Raw genomic sequence first — 16,544 nt, forward strand, 5'->3', positions numbered from 1 at the left:
GACTCCCCTTTTGCGATCAGGCACTTTCACTGGCTTGCGCCACGAACAACACCACTTGCCACGGGCTGCTGGCCTGGGCCGATGCCGGCGCCACGATGTGCAGCGGCAATTGCGCGTCGAACCATTGGCCGCTGGCGGCCACCACAAACAAACGGGTGTCGTCGCCCACGCTGTAGGCCACCTGTTCGTTGCGGCTCATGGCCTGGTGGGGCAGACCGCTCATGCGTTGTCGGCTCAGCAGCGGGATGTGCCGCGCCGACGCGATGATCGCCCCACGCAACCACTCGCCCGCCGCCTGCTCGCTGGCGCCGTTGGGCATGCGCAGGCCGATCACCAGGCGTTGGTCCGGTTGGTCGTCAGGCAACTGGATCGAGAAGACCTGCTCATTGCGCTCGAAGGCCAGGCTGCGATAGCCGGCGCGAACCAGTTCCAGGGTGGTTTCCAGCCAGTCGAGCAACGGCTCGTAGCCGCGCTGCAATTCGAGGAAATCCAGCGGTGCGAAGGCCGGGACACCCGCCAGTGGATCGAGGGCCGACCAGCTCCCGGCCAGCCCCAGCAGCAAACCGTAGAGCGCCTGGGGCGTCGCCACCCGAGTGTTCAGCGCGCCTTCGACTTCCGGCAAGCGCGCCCACAAGGCGGTCAATTGCCGACGGATCTCCATGGCATCGTCCTGGTTGCCAGCCGCCTGGGCCTGGCGCAAGCGACCAGCGAGAAACATGCACTTTTCCCGGGCCCGGGCACACACCCCGGCGACCCGGCGACCGAGGGCCGACTCCGGCAACAGGATCGGCGTCGGCGGGGTGTAGGGCACGCGCCAGAAGCCACCGCCCTCCTTGCGGATGCGTAACAGCGGCAGGCAGATCGAATCCGCCTTGCTCAGTTGCGTGCACAGCCTCGGGTTGGGTCGCCAGACGGTGATCGACTCGGGAAATGCACCGCTGGTGAGGTCCGGCAACGCCTCGCCGACCATCGATTGCAGGCGCCCCTTGAGCGGCACCAATTGCCCGGCACGCCACAGCGGGCTGACGGCCAGGTACACAGTCACAGTGGCGTCGTCGGTCTTGTCGATCGCCTCGCCGATGTCCAACTCCAGGGTCGGCCCGACCCCGGCCTGCAGGTTGACCGGCAGGCCGTCCGGCAAGGTGCCTTGCAATTGCAGCAGTCGCACCTGGCCGGCGCTGAGGGCCGAAGGATCGACTTCCAACTGGCTGACACCCCAGAACCAAGGGTTGCAGGCCCCGGCAAAATACGCAGCCAGGGCCTCGGCACGCAGCCCTTGCAATTGAAAATGCTGGGGCAGCAATTGCATGCCCTCATGCCAGCACACCGCGTCAGGTAACAGACTCATACGACTCCCTTCGACATCCCAATTCGCCGCGCTGGGCGGCCCGCGGTCACTCAAGGCTGGCTGTCATCGAGCCCCATCATTGACGAGGGTCATCTCCCGACTGTCGAACTTCAGCCAGGCCTGGCGCTGATCGTCCAGCCGAAGCCGGTGGGCTCCGGGAGTGTTATAGCTGGCGAAGACCAAAAGTCCAGCGGCGCGCCGGCCCTCCAACGGAAAGGGTTGGCGGTCGATGAATTGCCCCGGAACCAGCTCCAGCCCCCACACCGACATGAGTTGACGATAGTCGCGCTGGAACTGTTCGCGCTCGGCGAACCATTGGCTGGCGGTGATGCCCGACAGCTGCTTGAGCAGGTCCGGGTCGTTCACCGCGATGAAGTCCACGGCGATCGGCGTGTCGTCATTGGCACGCGGCGCGACGTCCAGGGTCAGGCTGTCCAGGTCGACGCTGGGGGCAAAAAGCGAGCAACCGGTGAGCGCCAGGCTCAAAAGAAATCCGAAAAAAAACCCACGCAAAATGAATCTTCCTTTTCTCAGCGGTCAAAAATTGTTTTTGCTTGCTTTTTTATAGACCTGTTCTAGCGTCTTGGGTAGTTCGACCCACACGGTCGAATGCGCCAGGTTCGTCAAGGGAATGACAGGTTTTCTGCCGTCCATTTGCAACCTGTGGATCAGCAAGGGAATGCGATGAGCGGGACTCCCGATGCATTGCGCCCACACATGCATCGGAGTCGGCCGCCATGGCAGAAAGTACCCAGCACAAGCTCGACAGAGTCCGTCCTCCCCGCGTCCAGATCACCTATGACGTGGAAATCGGCAACGCCATCGAGAAAAAAGAATTGCCACTGGTGGTCGGCATTCTGGCCGACCTCTCAGGCAAGCCACTGGACCCGCTGCCCAAGCTCAATGAGCGGCGCTTTACCGAAATCGATCGGGATAATTTCAACGAGGTGCTCGCCTCCATCTCCCCCCGCGCCACGCTCCAGGTGAACAACACCCTCAGCGGCGACGACAGCAAGCTCAACATCGAACTCAACTTCCGCCACATCGACGACTTCGACCCGGTCAAGGTCGTGGAGCAGGTCACGCCGTTGCGTCGGTTGTTCGAAGCGCGCCAACGCCTGCGGGACTTGCTGACCAAGCTCGACGGCAACGATGACCTGGACAAATTGCTGCGCGACGTGATCGCCAACACCGAAGGTCTGCAGGAGATCAAGTCGGCGCGTCCCCAGGACGTACCGCCAGAGCTGCCCGCCGTGGCCGCCAACGATGACCCTGCCCCGGCCGAACCACAGGCCTGATCGCGCGCTTCATTAAGGGAGATAACACCATGCCTGCTTCATCCAGCGCTCAAACCAGCGAGAGCACGACCCAGACCCTGTCCCTGCTGGACAAGATCATCGCCGAAGGCCGCATGGCCCACGACGACAGCCAGCAAGATTATGCCCGCGACATGCTGGCCGAATTCGCCACCCAGGTCCTCGACGAAGGCATGGCCATCGACAAGGACACCGTGGCGATGATCAATGACCGCATCAGCCAGATCGACCAATTGATCAGCGCCCAGCTCAACGAAGTGCTGCACCACCCTGACCTGCAGAAACTCGAAGCCTCCTGGCGCGGCCTGCACCTGCTGGTGCAAAACACCGAGACCAGCACTCGGCTCAAATTGCGCCTGCTCAACGTCACTCAGAAAGAACTGCAGAACGATCTGGAAAAAGCCGTCGAGTTCGACCAGAGCGCACTGTTCAAGAAGATCTACGAGGAAGAATACGGCACCTTCGGCGGGCACCCGTTCAGCCTGCTGGTGGGTGACTACACCTTTGGCCGGCATCCGCAGGACATCGGCCTGCTGGAAAAGCTCTCGAACGTCGCCGCCGCCGCGCACGCCCCGTTCATTGCTGCCGCCAGCCCGCGGTTGTTCGACATGACCAGCTTCACCGAACTGGCGATCCCCAGGGACCTGTCGAAGATTTTCGAGAGCCAGGAGCTGATCAAGTGGCGCGCCTTCCGTGAAAGCGAAGACTCGCGCTACGTGTCGCTGGTGCTGCCGCACTTCCTGCTGCGCCTGCCGTACGGCCCGGACACGCTGCCGGTGGAAGGCATCAACTACGTCGAAGACGTCAACGGCACGGACCACAGCAAATACCTGTGGGGCAACGCCGCCTGGACCCTGGCGCAACGCATCACCGAAGCCTTCGCCAAATATGGCTGGTGCGCAGCCATTCGCGGGGCCGAGGGCGGTGGCGCGGTCGAAGGCCTGCCGGCCCATACGTTCCGCACCAGTTCCGGGGACCTGTCGCTCAAATGCCCGACCGAAGTGGCGATCACCGACCGTCGCGAAAAAGAACTCAACGACCTGGGCTTCATCTCCCTGTGCCACAAGAAAAACAGCGACGTGGCCGTGTTCTTCGGCGGCCAGACCACCAACAAGGCCAAGGTCTACAACACCAACGAGGCCAACGCCAACGCGCGGATCTCGGCAATGTTGCCGTACGTGCTCGCGGCCTCGCGCTTCGCCCATTACCTGAAGGTGATCATGCGTGACAAGGTCGGCAGTTTCATGACCCGCGACAACGTACAGACCTACCTCAACAACTGGATCGCCGACTACGTGCTGATCAACGACAACGCGCCACAAGAAATCAAGGCGCAGTACCCGTTGCGCGAAGCGCGAGTGGACGTGACGGAAGTGGCCGGCAAGCCAGGGGCCTACAAGGCCACGGTGTTCCTGAGGCCGCACTTCCAGCTGGAGGAGCTGACCGCCTCGATTCGCTTGGTGGCGACATTGCCGCCACCGGTAGCTGCCTGACCGCTTGTGGCTATGTGGCTATGTGGCTATGTGGCTAGGGAGCTTGCTCCCGCTGGGGCGCGAAGCGGCCCTGTTTTTTTAGGGCTGCTGCGCAGCCCAGCGGGAGCAAGCTCCCTCGCCACAGGGGTTCGGCATTCGTTTTTTATAGGGGTATTGGGTACCACCTACTTGTCTTTTTCTGGAGTTCCACACAATGGATGCAATCATTCTCGACCTCGGCGGCGACATCAAGGGCGACAGCCTGCTGGAGGGTTTCACGGACAAGATCGAGGTCATGTCCTACAGCCATAACGTGGCGATGCAGGTCACCAACGACGTCAGCAACTCGGAGCGTACCTCTGGTCGGCCCCATATCGGCGAATTCACCCTGACTAAATTCATCGACAGCTCCACCCCTTCGCTCAACGAGTATTGCTGCGCCGGCAAGCCGATCCCGCAGGCCGTCATCACCATCGGCCGCAACGCCGCCGAAGGCAGCGGCCAGATCATGCCGTTCATCGTCTACACCCTGACCAACGTCGTGCTGTCCAACGTCAGTGTCAGCGGCGGCACCGGCGGCAAACCGGTGGAAACCCTGTCGCTGAACTTCACCAAGATCAAATGGGAGCTCACCGCGCAGAAAGACGACGGCACCAAGGAAGGCACGGCGGGCACGACCTGGGACCTGGCCGCCAACAAAATGACCAAGTAGGGAAACCACGCCCATGGCTGGCTTCGGGCTGCGCCCGCCCCTGTTCGAACGCCTGGCCAGCCCGGCGGACGATACCGGGCGGGCGTTCGACCGACAGGCGTTGCAAGACTCGGTGCATGCCGAACTGTCGCGCCTGTTCAATACCCGACGCGGCCCGCGGGCGCTGACCGAACCGCCGAGCATCCTGGACTACGGCATCGCCGACTGGACCGCGCTGCAACAGCAGCGCAGCGATGACCGCCGCCAACTGACCCGGGAAATCCGCCAGGCCATCACCTGCTTCGAACCTCGCCTGCGCCTGGGCGAGGTCGAGGTCTGCCCGGTGCCGGGCCGTCCGCAGCAACTGTGCATACGGCTGTTGGGCGAGCTGCGCGGCGACCAGCATGCCTGGCCCGTGGTCTTTGTCATCGAGCACGCCGGCGACGGCCTTGAGGTACGACATGAGCGACTCGATTGACCCGCAACTGTTGGACTATTACCAACGCGAACTGACCTGGTTGCGGCACGCCGGGAGCCTGTTCGCCGAGCGCTACCCCAAGGTCGCCCGGCGCCTGGAGTTGTCTCCGGGCGAATGCCCCGACCCGCATGTCGAGCGCCTGCTGGAAGGTTTCGCCCTGTTGGCCGCCCGCTTGCAACGCCGGCTGGACGACGACTACGCCGAATTCAGCGATGCCCTGCTCGAACAGCTTTACCCGTTGGCCATGCGCCCCTTGCCGTCGTGCGCCATCGTGCAGTTCGAACCCGACCCCAGCAAAGGCAACTTGAACGAGGGCTACCCGCTGCCCCGCGACACACCGTTGTTCGTCACTACGGACAAAGGCCAGAGCATTCATTTTCGGACCACCGCCGCCGTGCACCTGTGGCCGGTTGAAATCAGCGAGGCATTGCTGCTGGGCAGCGACGAAACCCAGGCACTGACCGGCGTGGTCCGGGCACGCTCGGCCTTGCGCCTGGAGCTGCGGTGCCTGGGCGAAAGCCAGTGGTCGACGCTGGGAATCGACTCGCTGCGGGTACACCTGGCGGCGTCACCGATCATCAACGCCGGGCTGTACGACCTGCTGGGCGCGCACGCCATCGAGGTCCTGGCCGGTGCGCCGGGCAGCGTGCCGGCGTCGCTGACAGGCTTGCCACAGATCGTCGGCTTCGCCAATGACCAGGTCTTGCTGCCGGATGAAGACGGCGTACATCCCGGCATGCGCCTGCTGGCGGAGTACTTTGCCTTCCCGGATAAATTCGGTTTCTTCGACCTGCCACTGGCCGGCGCCACCAGCGACGGTCCGTCGTTGTACCTGTACATCGTTTTCGACCGCCCTCCCACCAGCCGCCTGCCGCTCCAGGCCAGCGACATCGCCCTGGGCTGCACGCCGGTGATCAACCTGTTTCCCAGGACTTCCGAGCCGCTGCGCCCGGATGGCACCCGCAGCGAGTACCGGTTGGTGGCCGACAGTCATCGGGAAAACAGCGTCGAGATCCACAGCATCCGTGGCATGCGCGCCATGTCCAGCCAGGGCGTGCGCAAAGTGCCGGCCTATTACGGAAGCCAGCATGGCAGCGACCAGACCTGCTATTGGCATGCGCGACGGGTCAGTGGCATGAGCCCGAACCGATTGGGCACCGACTTGATGGTCAGCCTGGTGGACACCCAGTTCGACCCGCTGGCCGAAACCCGCGACTACAGCCTCACCGCCGAACTGCTGTGCACCAACCGCCACCTGGCCCAGAGCCTGCCGGCCGGTACCCCGCTGGGTTTCGAGCGCCCGGGGCCGGTGGCCTGGGCGCGCCTGCGCAACCCACCCAGCCCGCAAAGCCTGCCGCGCCTGGACGGCGAATCGCGCTGGCGGCTGGTGTCGCAATTGACCCTCAACCATTTGTCGCTGGTCGAAGGCCCCCAGGCATTGGACGCACTGAGCGAGATCCTCCAATTGCACAACCTGCGGGACGAGGCCAGCGCCCATCGCCAGATCGAAGGGGTATCGGGGCTGAGTTGCGACCGAGTCATCGCCCATGTCGGCGAAGACGCCTGGCGCGGCTGGCGCAACGGCCTGGAGGTGCGCCTGCAACTGGATCCGCAACACTTCGTCGGTAGCAGCGCCGTGCTGTTCTCCGGGGTACTGGCACAATTCTTTTCCCTTTACGCCACCGCCAATCGCTTCGTGCGCACCGTGCTGGTCCAGTCCGACAAGGAGGTGAAGACATGGCAACCCCAAGCCGGCAAACCCCTGGTGCTCTGAACCTGAGCCAGCGCCTGCGGCGCGACCCGCAACGTTTCGAATGGCTCCAGGCCTTGCTGTTGCTCGAACGTGAACATCCCCAGGCCGAGCCCCTGGGCAGCGGCACCGCGCCGCACGCCGAAGCCTTGCGTCTGCGCGGGCCCTTGACGCCGCTGTTCGCCGCCAGCGAAGTGGAAAGCCTGGGCCAGGAACCCGGCCTGCCGCCAACCCTGACCACGCCGATTTTCGGCCTCGGCGGCCCCGACGGCCCGTTGCCCTACGCCTACCAGGAATGGCTGCAACAACGAGCCCGGGCGAAGGATCATGCTCCCGCGGAATTCCTCGACCTGTTCCAGCATCGCCTGCTCAGCCTGCTTTACAAGGTGATGCGCAAACATCGCATCGCCTTGGGTTTCACTGCCCCGGGATCGTCCGCCGTACACGCGCAACTGCGGGCGTTGACCGGCCTGCTACCCAAGGCCTTGCAGGAGCGCCAGGCCGCCCCCGACTCGGCGGTACTGGCCTGCACCGCGCTGTACGCCGATGGCCGGCGCTCCCTGGACGGGTTCGCGGCGATTGTCCGTGAACAGTTCGGGCTGCCCGTGGAGCTGACGGCCTACGAAGGTGGCTGGCGTGAAATCCCGCCGGCCAGCCGCAGCCGCTTGCCACCGGGCGGGCGCAACCTGTGCCTGGGCCGCAACGCGGTGGCCGGCAGCCACGTCTGGGACGAACATGCCGGCGTGCGCCTGACCCTCGGCCCGCTGACCACGGACCAGGCCAGCGGACTGCTGCCCAACGGCGAAACCCATCCGCTGCTCGCCAGCCTCTACGCCCTGTACTTCGGCCCCGACCTGGATTGCACCCTGGTGCTGCTGATCCGCGGCGCCGGCCCGCTGCAACTGGACCGCCAGGCAGCGCCACGGCTGAACTGGAACGGTGGCCTGCAACACCAGACGACCCTCGCCGTGCAGCGGATCGAAACCCGCCTTCGTCAGCCGGAGATTGCCTGAAATGGAACTGGCCAGCCTGATCGGACGCCTCAACCCGGACAACCGCCGCGCCCTGGAACGGGCCGCGCAACGTTGCATGCAGCGCAGCCATCACTACGTGGAAATCGAGCACCTGCTGTTGGAACTGCTCGACATCGAGGGCGGTGATTTTGCCTGCCTGCTGCCACGTTTCGGTCTGGAGCGTGACGCGGTGGCAACGGAAACCAACAAGGCACTGGACCTGTTCAAATCCGGCAGCACCCGCACACCCGCCTTATCGGCGCAAACCATCGGCCTGTTGGAAGACGCTGTGGTCCAGGCCAGTGTGCTGGGCCTGGACAGCATCCGCTCCGGGCTGTTGCTGCTGGCCCTGCTGGACCGTGATGAGCGCCGCAGCCTGCTGCTCAACAGCGCCTCGTCGTTGCTGCGCATTCCCCGCGACGCCCTGCGCGCCCATCTCTTGGAGTGGACCGAAAGCTCCCGTGAACATGTCGGTGGCGTGCGCCCGGCCAAACCCGGCGAGCCTCCCCAGAAACAAGACCCGGTGCTGGACCAGTACACCCAGGACTTGACCGCCGACGCCCGGGCCGGACGCATCGACCCCATCGTCGGTCGCGACGGCGAGATCCGCCAGTGCATCGATATCCTGCTCCGGCGCCGGCAGAACAACCCGATCCTGGTGGGCGCACCCGGCGTCGGCAAGACTGCGGTGGTGGAAGGCCTGGCCCTGCGTATCGCCGCTGGGGATGTGCCGCCGTCGTTGCAGGAAGTCACCCTGCGCGTACTCGACCTGGGCCTGTTGCAGGCCGGTGCCGGCGTCAAAGGTGAATTCGAACAGCGCCTCAAAGGCGTGATCGACGCGGTACGCAGTGCCGAAAAGCCGATCATCCTGTTTATCGACGAAGCCCATACGCTGATCGGCGCCGGCGGTGCGGAAGGCGGCAGCGACGCGGCCAACCTGCTCAAACCGGCCCTGGCCCGGGGCGAACTGCGCACCTTGGCCGCCACAACCTGGCTGGAGTACAAAAAATATTTCGAGAAAGACCCGGCCCTGGCCCGCCGCTTCCAACTGGTGCAGGTCGAAGAACCGGACGAACTTACCGCTGTGGAAATGCTCCGCGGCGTCGCGAGCAAACTGGAACAGCACCACGGCGTGCAGGTGCTGGACGCGGCCATCCACGAGGCGGTGAAGCTGTCCCACCGCTACATCTCCGGGCGACAGTTGCCGGACAAAGCCATCAGCGTGCTCGACACCGCCTGCGCCCGGGTCGCCCTCGGCCAGCACGACGTGCCGCCGCCGCTGGAAAGCCTGCGCCATCGGCAGAATAGCCTCAAGGACGAGGTCGAACGCCTGCGCCGGGAACAGGCCACCGGGCTGGATCATCGCGAGCGCATCACGCTGCTCGAAGCCGAATCGACCAGCAACGTGCAAGCCATCCGCGAGCTGGAAACCCGCTGGGGCGAAGAGCGCGAAGCCGTGCGCGAATTGCTCGACACCCGACGCGAACTGCTTACCCTGAGCGAACGCGCCGACAGTGAAAAAGCCGACACCGAGATCGATAACCGCATCGACCACTTGGCCGCCGAACTGCTGCGTCTGGAGGCCGGCCTCGATGCCATTCGCCAGGACGATCCGCTGGTGCCCGAACAGGTGGACAGCAAGACCGTCGCCGCCGTGATTGCCGGCTGGACGGGTATTCCGGTGGGCAAGATGCTCGCCGACGAAGCCCACGCCGTGCGCACCCTCGGCCAGCGCATGGGCCAGCGGGTCATGGGCCAGAGCACAGCGCTGAACACCATTGCCCAACGCCTGCAAGCCTACCGCGCCGGCCTCACCGACCCACAGAAACCGGTCGGGGTGTTCCTGCTGGTGGGCCCCACCGGCGTGGGCAAGACCGAAACCGCCTACGCCCTGGCCGACGCCTTGTACGGCGGTGAACGCAACCTGATCAGCATCAACCTCTCGGAGTACCAGGAAGCCCACACCGTCAGCCAACTCAAAGGCGCCCCACCCGGCTACGTCGGCTACGGCAGCGGCGGCGTGCTCACCGAAGCGGTGCGGCGCAAACCCTATTCCGTGGTGCTGCTGGATGAAATCGAAAAGGCCCACCCGGATGTGCTCGAAGCCTTCTACAACGTCTTCGACAAAGGCCTGATGGAAGACGGCACCGGCCTGGTGGTGGACTTCAAGAACACCGTGATGCTCGCCACCAGCAACGTCGGCGCTGAGCTGTTGCTGGATACGCCTAGCGCGCAACTGGGCAGCGACGCCTTCAACGAAGCCTTGCACAAAGTGCTGCTGCAAGCGTTCCGCCCGGCGTTTTTGGCGCGCATGACCGTGGTGGCGTACCGACCGCTGGATGAAGCGACGCTGGAGGGGATTGTGCTGGCGAAGCTGGAAAAATTGCGCGGGCGCTACAAGGCTGCGACGGGCAAGCAGTTCGAATTCGATGCGGGGATCGTCAAGGCTGTTCTCGCCAAGTGCAGTGCGGCTGGAGCAAGGGATGTCGAGAATGTGTTGATGACGCAGGTGACGGGCAAGTTGGCGGAGTGGGTGTTGGAGTGAATTGCCCCCCCGACTTGCATAATCATTTCCAACTGAATGGAGATAATCGCCATGACTGAAAAGGAGTTTCTCAACGTTGTACTACAGGCGGCCGGCGTTCACCCAGACGACTTTTCGGGTGCACCCGATCAGTTCACCAAAGGCTGGACATCGCATGCGCACTGGGAAACCGCTGCGCAGGTCGAGATTGCCCATCACTTGAAACGAGCCTACGTAACTGAAGCCAAACTCAGAGAGATCTATTACCCGGCGCCCTACTATCCAGAGCAGGTGGATTTTTATTTCGAGCTCGACGGCAGCTCCTATGCAGTGGAGATCAAAGTGGAAGGCGTCACTGGAAATTTTGCCGGTAAAAACCTTCAAGAGGCGATCACCCGCGATGTTCACAAGCTACACGGTTTCAATGCCGACCATCGCTGGGTTGTGATCATCGCTGTCACACAAAAAAACCGTAATTTACTGGAAATGACTTTAAATCGCGGCGACTCCTGGATTTGCGACGCGGAGGGTTCTTTCATCGCTTATCTCTGCAACATCGATACCTACCCCCATGGGCTTCCTATCAGTCGAACCAAGGAGCTGAGTGCGCCGTATAACTTCATCACTAAGCATTACAGTTGAATGACTGTCAGTCTTCATTCAATCCGACTCACGAATTCGTATGCTTCGAGGCCCTGAATGCCCCGCTCCACCGACAGCAACACCACCCTCTTCCTCACCGCCACCTCGCTGTCGGCGCTGTACCCTGAATCGCTGTCCGGCGAAGAACGCCTCAACGCCCTGGGTTCGCACATGCTCAACGGCGTCAACGACGGCGCCTCGCTGGACCTCACGACGGCCGTCGCCAGCCATGTGACCACCACGCTGCACAAGGACGCCTTGCTGCGCCCGCTGGATTGGTTGGTGGCCGAAATCCGCCAACTGCCGGCCGACGCCACCGCCGAACGCTATCAACTCCTGCTCCGGCCCTGGCTCTGGTGGCTGAGCCTGGCCAGCAACAACCGCGTGTTCCAGAACCTTGCCACCTCGGACATCGTCACCACGATTTTCAAGGCCCATGGTTTCACCGACTTCCAGCTCAAGCTCACCGGCAGCTACACCCCGCGCGAATACTGCGTGCAGTACGGCGAAACCGACCTGGCCTTCGTCTCGCGCCTGTTGGAAGAAGATGGGATCTTCTGGTTTTTCACCCACGAAGAAGGCACCCACACGCTGGTCCTGGCCGACAGCAACGACGCCTTCGCACCGATTCCCAACGGGCCGACGGTGAACTACCTCGGGCAGCGAATCGGCGAGCGGGAACTGCACGGCATCCGCTCCGGGCAAGTGTGCCTGCAAGCGGTGGCCGGGGTTTACCAGGCGACCGACTATGAATTCACCACCCCAACGACATCGCTCTACAGCCAGGCCGAAGCCGTGGCCGGGCCAAGTTCGGTGTACGAACACCCGGGCGGCTACACCGCCAAGGCCCAGGGCGACGCGTTGACCAAACAGCGGGTGGACGGCCTGCGCAGCCAGGAGCAACGTTTTGTCGGCGAAAGCGATTGCCGCTGGCTGGTGCCGGGATACTGGTTCACCCTCGCCGGCCATGAAGACACGACACTGAATATCGATTGGGTCGTGACCTCGGTCAGCCACGAAGCCAGCCACGACAGCTATCGCAACCGCTTCGAAGCGATCCCCAAGGCCACGGTCTATCGACCGCCCCGCCTCACGCCAAAACCCCGCATGCACACCCAGACAGCGCTGGTGGTGGGCAAGGCCGGCGAAGAAATCTGGACCGATGAATATGGCCGGATCAAATTGCAGTTCCCCTGGGACCGCACCGGCAAGAACGACGAGACGTCATCGTGCTGGGTCCGCGTGGTCTTGCCGTGGAGCGGCAAAGGCTTTGGCATGCAATTCGTGCCGCGCATCGGCCAGGAAGTCATCGTGACCTTCATCGACGGCGATCCGGACCGTCCCCTGGTCACCGGCTGCGTCTACAATGGCGACAATGCCCTGCCCTACGCGCTGCCGGCGAACCAGACCCAGTCCGGGATCAAGACCCAATCGTCCAAGGGCGGCGGCGGTTTCAACGAGTTGCGTTTCGAAGACAAGAAGGACGCCGAAGAGGTGTTTCTCCAGGCCCAGAAAGACTTCAACATCAACGTGCTCAACGACACCACCGCCACCGTCGGTCACGACGAAACCCTCACGGTGCAGAACGCCCGCACCCGTACGGTAAAGGATGGCGACGAAACCGTGACCCTGGAGAAAGGCAAGCGCAGCGTGACCATCCAGACCGGCAGCGACAGCCTCGATGTGAAGGACACCCGCACTGTCACCGTGGGCTCGGACCAGACCCACAGCACAGGCGGCAACTACGAGCACAAGGTCACTGGCAATTACAGCCTGACGGTGGACGGCAACCTGACCATCAAGGTCAGCGGCACCCTGACCCTGCAAAGCGGCGGCAGCTTTGCGATCAAGAGCGGCGCCGACCTGGCCGCCCAGGCCAGCACGTCCATCAGCCAGAAAGCCGGCACAGCCCTGAGCAACCAGGCCGGTACCTCGCTGGAAAACAAAGCCGGCACCACCCTGACCAATGACGCCGGCATCAGCCTGGTGAACAAGGCGGCGGCCGAACAGACCGTGGACGGCGGCGGCATGCTGACCATCAAGGGCGGCCTGGTGAAGGTCAACTGACAGGAACCTACCGATGGCCTCGAAGAGACTCGACGTGGAACGTGGCGACAGCCAACTGAGCGGGCAACTGGTCGACGGCCAGCTCGACGGCCCGCTGCAGATCGAAGAAGCCCAACGCCCGCAAGCAAAACTCAACTACAGCCAAGGTGAACTGCAAGGCACCAGCACCCTGTATCACCCCAATGGCAAGGTCTCGGCGGTACTGCCGTTCGTGAAAGGCAAACTGCAAGGTGTGGCGAGCTTCTACGCGGCCGAAGGCGGGTTGCAACGCCAGGCCACGTATCGCCGTGGGTTGCTGCACGGCGAGGCGAACAACTACTTTCCCGACGGACAACTGGCCGAAGCCGAGGTCTATCGCGACGGCGTGCGCGACGGCCGCTATCGCCGCCTGCACCCCAACGGCAACCCGGCGGTCGAAGCGCGCTACCTCAATGGCCAACTGCTGGAACCAGCCCAGGCCTACGCCGAAGACGGCCGGCCGCTGGACGCCGAAGGCAAGCCAATCTCCCGGGTGCGCTGGTGGTTCAGGCGCTGGAATGATCCGGCGCAGGCATAAACTGGGGACTGGTTCCTGCAGCCGCCTCGCTCCCACAGGGAATGCTGTTCACCTAAGGTTTGTTTAATTCACTGTGGCGAGGGAGCGTGCTCCCGCTTGAGTGCGAAGCACTCACAAAAATGGGCCTGCTGCGCAGTCCAGCGGGAGCAAGCTCCCTCGCCACGGGGTCATCTACGGTCTTAAGTAACCTACATAGCCTCCCACAGGGATCTTGGTGTTACTCAGGGAATCAACATCTGCACCTGCCCTGGCACCACGATCTTGATCACTCCGGCCCAGGTACACATCAAGGTGCTGTTAGCATCGATGGCCGGCATGTTGCCCAGCAACAGGGTCGGGGCGCCGCCGGGGATCCATGGCGCCGCGGTGGCCGGGATGCAGGGCATGGGGGTCAGCACGCCGAGTGCCGCCGCGGTGGCGGCGGCCACGGTCGGGTTCGCCAGGCTCATGCACATGCCAAACGTGGTGATGTTCACCAGCGGGATGTGGTCCATGATGTTCGCCGCCGGCATCCCGCCGGTCAGCAGGCGATTGACCGGCAGCACATTGAGCACCGCCGGGGCAGCGCCGAAGCTGCATTGCAAGGTCGCGGTGCCACAGACTTGCGGGCATCCCATCGCGGTTGCTCCATTGAAAGCGACAGATTCCAGAACCTTAGCTCGCCCATCCTCGACGCGCACGCCGCAATGCATCAAGCCCACTGATTATCCTGCAACACGCTAACCTATAAGACCCTGGCGTGCTTGTGACGCCTCCCGCGCGCCATTAGATTAGCCAATGATCGATGGCCTCCAAAATAAGCAGAAGGGATAAGCATGGCGTTTACTGATCAGTCCACCCGCGTGCGCGACGGTGAAGAACTCGATGCCAACCTGATCGACCCGTACCTCAAGGCCCACATTCCCGGCCTGACCGGCGTGCCCCGGATCAGCCAGTTTCCCGGTGGCGCGTCGAACCTGACCTACCTGCTGGAATACCCCGAGCAGGAATTCGTCCTGCGCCGTCCGCCGTTCGGCCACAAGGCCAAGTCCGCCCACGACATGGGCCGCGAGTTCCGCATCCTCAATCAGCTGCGCGAGGCATTCCCCTATTGCCCGAAGGCCTACGTGCACTGCACCGACGAGTCAGTGATGGGCGCCGAGTTCTATGTAATGGAACGGGTCAAGGGCATCATCCTGCGCTCAGACCTGCCGCCGGAACTGGGTTTCGACGCCGCCCGCACCGAAGCGCTGTGCAAGAGCTTCATCGACCGGCTCGTCGAGCTGCACCGTGTCGACTACAACGCCTGCGGCCTGGCCGACCTGGGCAAGCCCGAAGGCTACGTGGCCCGACAGATCCGCGGCTGGAGCGACCGCTACGAAAAAGCCCTGACCCCGGATGCGCCGAAATGGGAGACGGTCAAGGCCTGGCTCAACGACAAGATGCCCGCCGACCACCCTACGTCGAGCATCGTCCACAACGACTACCGCTTCGACAACGTGATCCTCGACCCCGAGAACCCGATGCAGATCATCGGCGTGCTGGACTGGGAGCTGACCACGATCGGCGATCCGTTGATGGACCTGGGCAACAGCCTCGCCTACTGGATCGAGGCCGACGACCCGGCGCCGGTGCAACTGATGCGCCGCCAGCCAAGCCACGCCCCTGGCATGCTGACCCGCCGCGAGTTCGTCGATTACTACGCCGAACGCGCCGGGATCCGCATCGACAACTTCGACTTCTATTACACCTACGGCCTGTTCCGCCTGGCCGGCATCGTCCAGCAGATCTACTACCGCTTCTTCCACGGCCAGACCCAGGACAAACGCTTCGCGCAGTTCGTTCAGATGAACAAGCTGCTGGAGCAGATGAGCCTGCAGGTCATCAGCAAATCCACGCTCTGAGCGCACCTATAACAAGGAAACAGCATGTCCAAGACCCAGTTGTTCGACCTCGACGGTAAAATCGCTTTCGTTTCCGGCGCCAGCCGCGGCATCGGCGAAGCCATCGCCAAACTGCTGGCCCAGCAAGGCGCGCATGTGATCGTTTCCAGCCGCAAGCTCGACGGTTGCCAACACGTGGCCGACGCCATCATCGCCGCCGGCGGCAAGGCCACCGCCATCGCCTGCCACATCGGTGAAATGGAGCAGATCAGCCAGGTATTCGCGAGCATCCGCGAACAGTTCGGACGCCTGGACATCCTGGTCAACAACGCCGCCACCAACCCGCAATTCTGCAACGTCCTGGACACCGACCTGGGTGCGTTCCAGAAAACCGTGGACGTGAACATCCGCGGCTACTTCTTCATGTCGGTGGAAGCCGGCAAGCTGATGCGCGAGAACGGCGGCGGCAGCATCATCAACGTGGCGTCGATCAACGGCATCTCGCCGGGGATCTTCCAGGGCATCTACTCGGTGACCAAGGCTGCGGTGATCAACATGACCAAAGTCTTCGCCAAGGAGTGCGCGCAATTCGGCATCCGCTGCAACGCCCTGCTGCCGGGCCTGACCGACACCAAGTTCGCCTCGGCCCTGGTCAAGAACGACGCCATCCTGAAAACCGCCCTGGCGCAGATCCCCCTCAAGCGCGTGGCCGACCCGAGCGAAATGGCCGGCGCTGTGCTGTACCTGGCCAGCGATGCGTCGAGCTACACCACGGGTGTGGCGTTGAATGTGGACGGTGGGTTCCTGTCCTGAGGATGGAAACCT

At 63.4% G+C, this 16,544-nt stretch carries 15 protein-coding genes; 12 read left to right on the forward strand and 3 right to left on the reverse strand.

Annotated elements, in window-relative coordinates; all coding sequences use genetic code 11:
* Nucleotides 1-16: 16 nt before the first annotated feature.
* Nucleotides 17-1,348 carry a type VI secretion system baseplate subunit TssK gene (gene tssK, locus BLT00_RS05010; protein ID WP_092145973.1) on the reverse strand — a complete coding sequence of 444 codons (1,332 nt, stop codon included), beginning with the start codon at nucleotides 1,346-1,348 and terminating at the stop codon, nucleotides 17-19.
* Between the two features lie 63 nt (nucleotides 1,349-1,411).
* A complete protein-coding gene (locus BLT00_RS05015; RefSeq protein ID WP_063320711.1) occupies nucleotides 1,412-1,861 on the reverse strand; it encodes a hypothetical protein in 450 nt (149 codons plus the stop codon).
* A gap of 224 nt (nucleotides 1,862-2,085) precedes the next feature.
* Here BLT00_RS05015 and tssB point away from each other — a divergent pair, with 224 nt between their 5' ends.
* The 10 genes from tssB to BLT00_RS05075 all read left to right on the forward strand — a co-directional run bounded on the left by tssB (nucleotide 2,086) and on the right by BLT00_RS05075 (nucleotide 13,857).
* The gene (gene tssB, locus BLT00_RS05025) at nucleotides 2,086-2,646 is read left to right on the forward strand and encodes a type VI secretion system contractile sheath small subunit (protein WP_003202799.1); all 561 of its coding nucleotides are present in this window, start codon (nucleotides 2,086-2,088) and stop codon (nucleotides 2,644-2,646) included.
* A gap of 29 nt (nucleotides 2,647-2,675) precedes the next feature.
* The gene (gene tssC / locus BLT00_RS05030; protein ID WP_063320710.1) at nucleotides 2,676-4,157 is read left to right on the forward strand and encodes a type VI secretion system contractile sheath large subunit; all 1,482 of its coding nucleotides are present in this window, start codon (nucleotides 2,676-2,678) and stop codon (nucleotides 4,155-4,157) included.
* A gap of 193 nt (nucleotides 4,158-4,350) precedes the next feature.
* Nucleotides 4,351-4,848, forward strand: a complete 498-nt coding sequence (locus tag BLT00_RS05040; protein ID WP_014337905.1) for an Hcp family type VI secretion system effector — start codon at nucleotides 4,351-4,353, stop codon at nucleotides 4,846-4,848.
* Between the two features lie 13 nt (nucleotides 4,849-4,861).
* Nucleotides 4,862-5,305, forward strand: coding sequence for a type VI secretion system baseplate subunit TssE (gene tssE, locus BLT00_RS05045; RefSeq protein WP_092145977.1), 444 nt, complete (start codon nucleotides 4,862-4,864; stop codon nucleotides 5,303-5,305).
* Nucleotides 5,289-7,079, forward strand: a complete 1,791-nt coding sequence (gene tssF, locus BLT00_RS05050) for a type VI secretion system baseplate subunit TssF (protein ID WP_092145979.1) — start codon at nucleotides 5,289-5,291, stop codon at nucleotides 7,077-7,079. Before tssE ends, tssF begins: the two co-directional genes overlap by 17 nt.
* Complete coding sequence (gene tssG / locus BLT00_RS05055; protein ID WP_092145981.1) at nucleotides 7,043-8,068, forward strand: type VI secretion system baseplate subunit TssG; 1,026 nt, start codon at nucleotides 7,043-7,045, stop codon at nucleotides 8,066-8,068. Before tssF ends, tssG begins: the two co-directional genes overlap by 37 nt.
* A gap of 1 nt (nucleotide 8,069) precedes the next feature.
* Complete coding sequence (tssH, locus tag BLT00_RS05060; RefSeq protein WP_092145983.1) at nucleotides 8,070-10,613, forward strand: type VI secretion system ATPase TssH; 2,544 nt, start codon at nucleotides 8,070-8,072, stop codon at nucleotides 10,611-10,613.
* 51 nt (nucleotides 10,614-10,664) lie between these two features.
* A complete protein-coding gene (locus BLT00_RS05065; RefSeq protein ID WP_092145985.1) occupies nucleotides 10,665-11,234 on the forward strand; it encodes a hypothetical protein in 570 nt (189 codons plus the stop codon).
* Between the two features lie 57 nt (nucleotides 11,235-11,291).
* Nucleotides 11,292-13,301 carry a type VI secretion system Vgr family protein gene (gene tssI / locus BLT00_RS05070; RefSeq protein WP_092145987.1) on the forward strand — a complete coding sequence of 670 codons (2,010 nt, stop codon included), beginning with the start codon at nucleotides 11,292-11,294 and terminating at the stop codon, nucleotides 13,299-13,301.
* Nucleotides 13,302-13,314: 13 nt separating this feature from the next.
* Nucleotides 13,315-13,857: a toxin-antitoxin system YwqK family antitoxin gene (locus BLT00_RS05075; RefSeq protein WP_092145989.1), complete on the forward strand. Its 543-nt coding sequence runs from the start codon at nucleotides 13,315-13,317 to the stop codon at nucleotides 13,855-13,857.
* A 221-nt stretch (nucleotides 13,858-14,078) separates the two neighbouring features.
* Here BLT00_RS05075 and BLT00_RS05080 read toward each other — a convergent pair whose 3' ends face one another.
* Nucleotides 14,079-14,474, reverse strand: coding sequence for a DUF4280 domain-containing protein (locus tag BLT00_RS05080; RefSeq protein WP_003202818.1), 396 nt, complete (start codon nucleotides 14,472-14,474; stop codon nucleotides 14,079-14,081).
* 198 nt (nucleotides 14,475-14,672) lie between these two features.
* Between BLT00_RS05080 and BLT00_RS05085 the strand changes: the two genes are divergently transcribed.
* A complete protein-coding gene (locus BLT00_RS05085; RefSeq protein ID WP_092145991.1) occupies nucleotides 14,673-15,740 on the forward strand; it encodes a phosphotransferase family protein in 1,068 nt (355 codons plus the stop codon).
* A gap of 24 nt (nucleotides 15,741-15,764) precedes the next feature.
* Nucleotides 15,765-16,532 (forward strand): SDR family oxidoreductase, encoded by a 768-nt coding sequence (locus BLT00_RS05090; RefSeq protein ID WP_092145993.1) that lies wholly within the window; start codon nucleotides 15,765-15,767, stop codon nucleotides 16,530-16,532.
* Nucleotides 16,533-16,544: the final 12 nt, after the last annotated feature.

Origin of the sequence: Pseudomonas sp. NFACC51 (assembly GCF_900103575.1) — a bacterium.
GTDB lineage: Bacteria > Pseudomonadota > Gammaproteobacteria > Pseudomonadales > Pseudomonadaceae > Aquipseudomonas > Aquipseudomonas fluorescens_Q.

Coding starts and splice junctions, on each gene's coding strand:
- BLT00_RS05090 (WP_092145993.1), top strand. CDS start 15,765: ATGTCCAAGACCCAGTTGTTCGACCTCGACGGTAAAATCGCTTTCGTT.
- tssF (WP_092145979.1), top strand. CDS start 5,289: ATGAGCGACTCGATTGACCCGCAACTGTTGGACTATTACCAACGCGAA.
- BLT00_RS05075 (WP_092145989.1), top strand. CDS start 13,315: ATGGCCTCGAAGAGACTCGACGTGGAACGTGGCGACAGCCAACTGAGC.
- tssB (WP_003202799.1), top strand. CDS start 2,086: ATGGCAGAAAGTACCCAGCACAAGCTCGACAGAGTCCGTCCTCCCCGC.
- tssE (WP_092145977.1), top strand. CDS start 4,862: ATGGCTGGCTTCGGGCTGCGCCCGCCCCTGTTCGAACGCCTGGCCAGC.
- BLT00_RS05040 (WP_014337905.1), top strand. CDS start 4,351: ATGGATGCAATCATTCTCGACCTCGGCGGCGACATCAAGGGCGACAGC.
- tssI (WP_092145987.1), top strand. CDS start 11,292: ATGCCCCGCTCCACCGACAGCAACACCACCCTCTTCCTCACCGCCACC.
- BLT00_RS05080 (WP_003202818.1), bottom strand. CDS start 14,474: ATGGGATGCCCGCAAGTCTGTGGCACCGCGACCTTGCAATGCAGCTTC.
- BLT00_RS05065 (WP_092145985.1), top strand. CDS start 10,665: ATGACTGAAAAGGAGTTTCTCAACGTTGTACTACAGGCGGCCGGCGTT.
- tssC (WP_063320710.1), top strand. CDS start 2,676: ATGCCTGCTTCATCCAGCGCTCAAACCAGCGAGAGCACGACCCAGACC.
- tssG (WP_092145981.1), top strand. CDS start 7,043: ATGGCAACCCCAAGCCGGCAAACCCCTGGTGCTCTGAACCTGAGCCAG.
- BLT00_RS05085 (WP_092145991.1), top strand. CDS start 14,673: ATGGCGTTTACTGATCAGTCCACCCGCGTGCGCGACGGTGAAGAACTC.
- tssK (WP_092145973.1), bottom strand. CDS start 1,348: ATGAGTCTGTTACCTGACGCGGTGTGCTGGCATGAGGGCATGCAATTG.
- tssH (WP_092145983.1), top strand. CDS start 8,070: ATGGAACTGGCCAGCCTGATCGGACGCCTCAACCCGGACAACCGCCGC.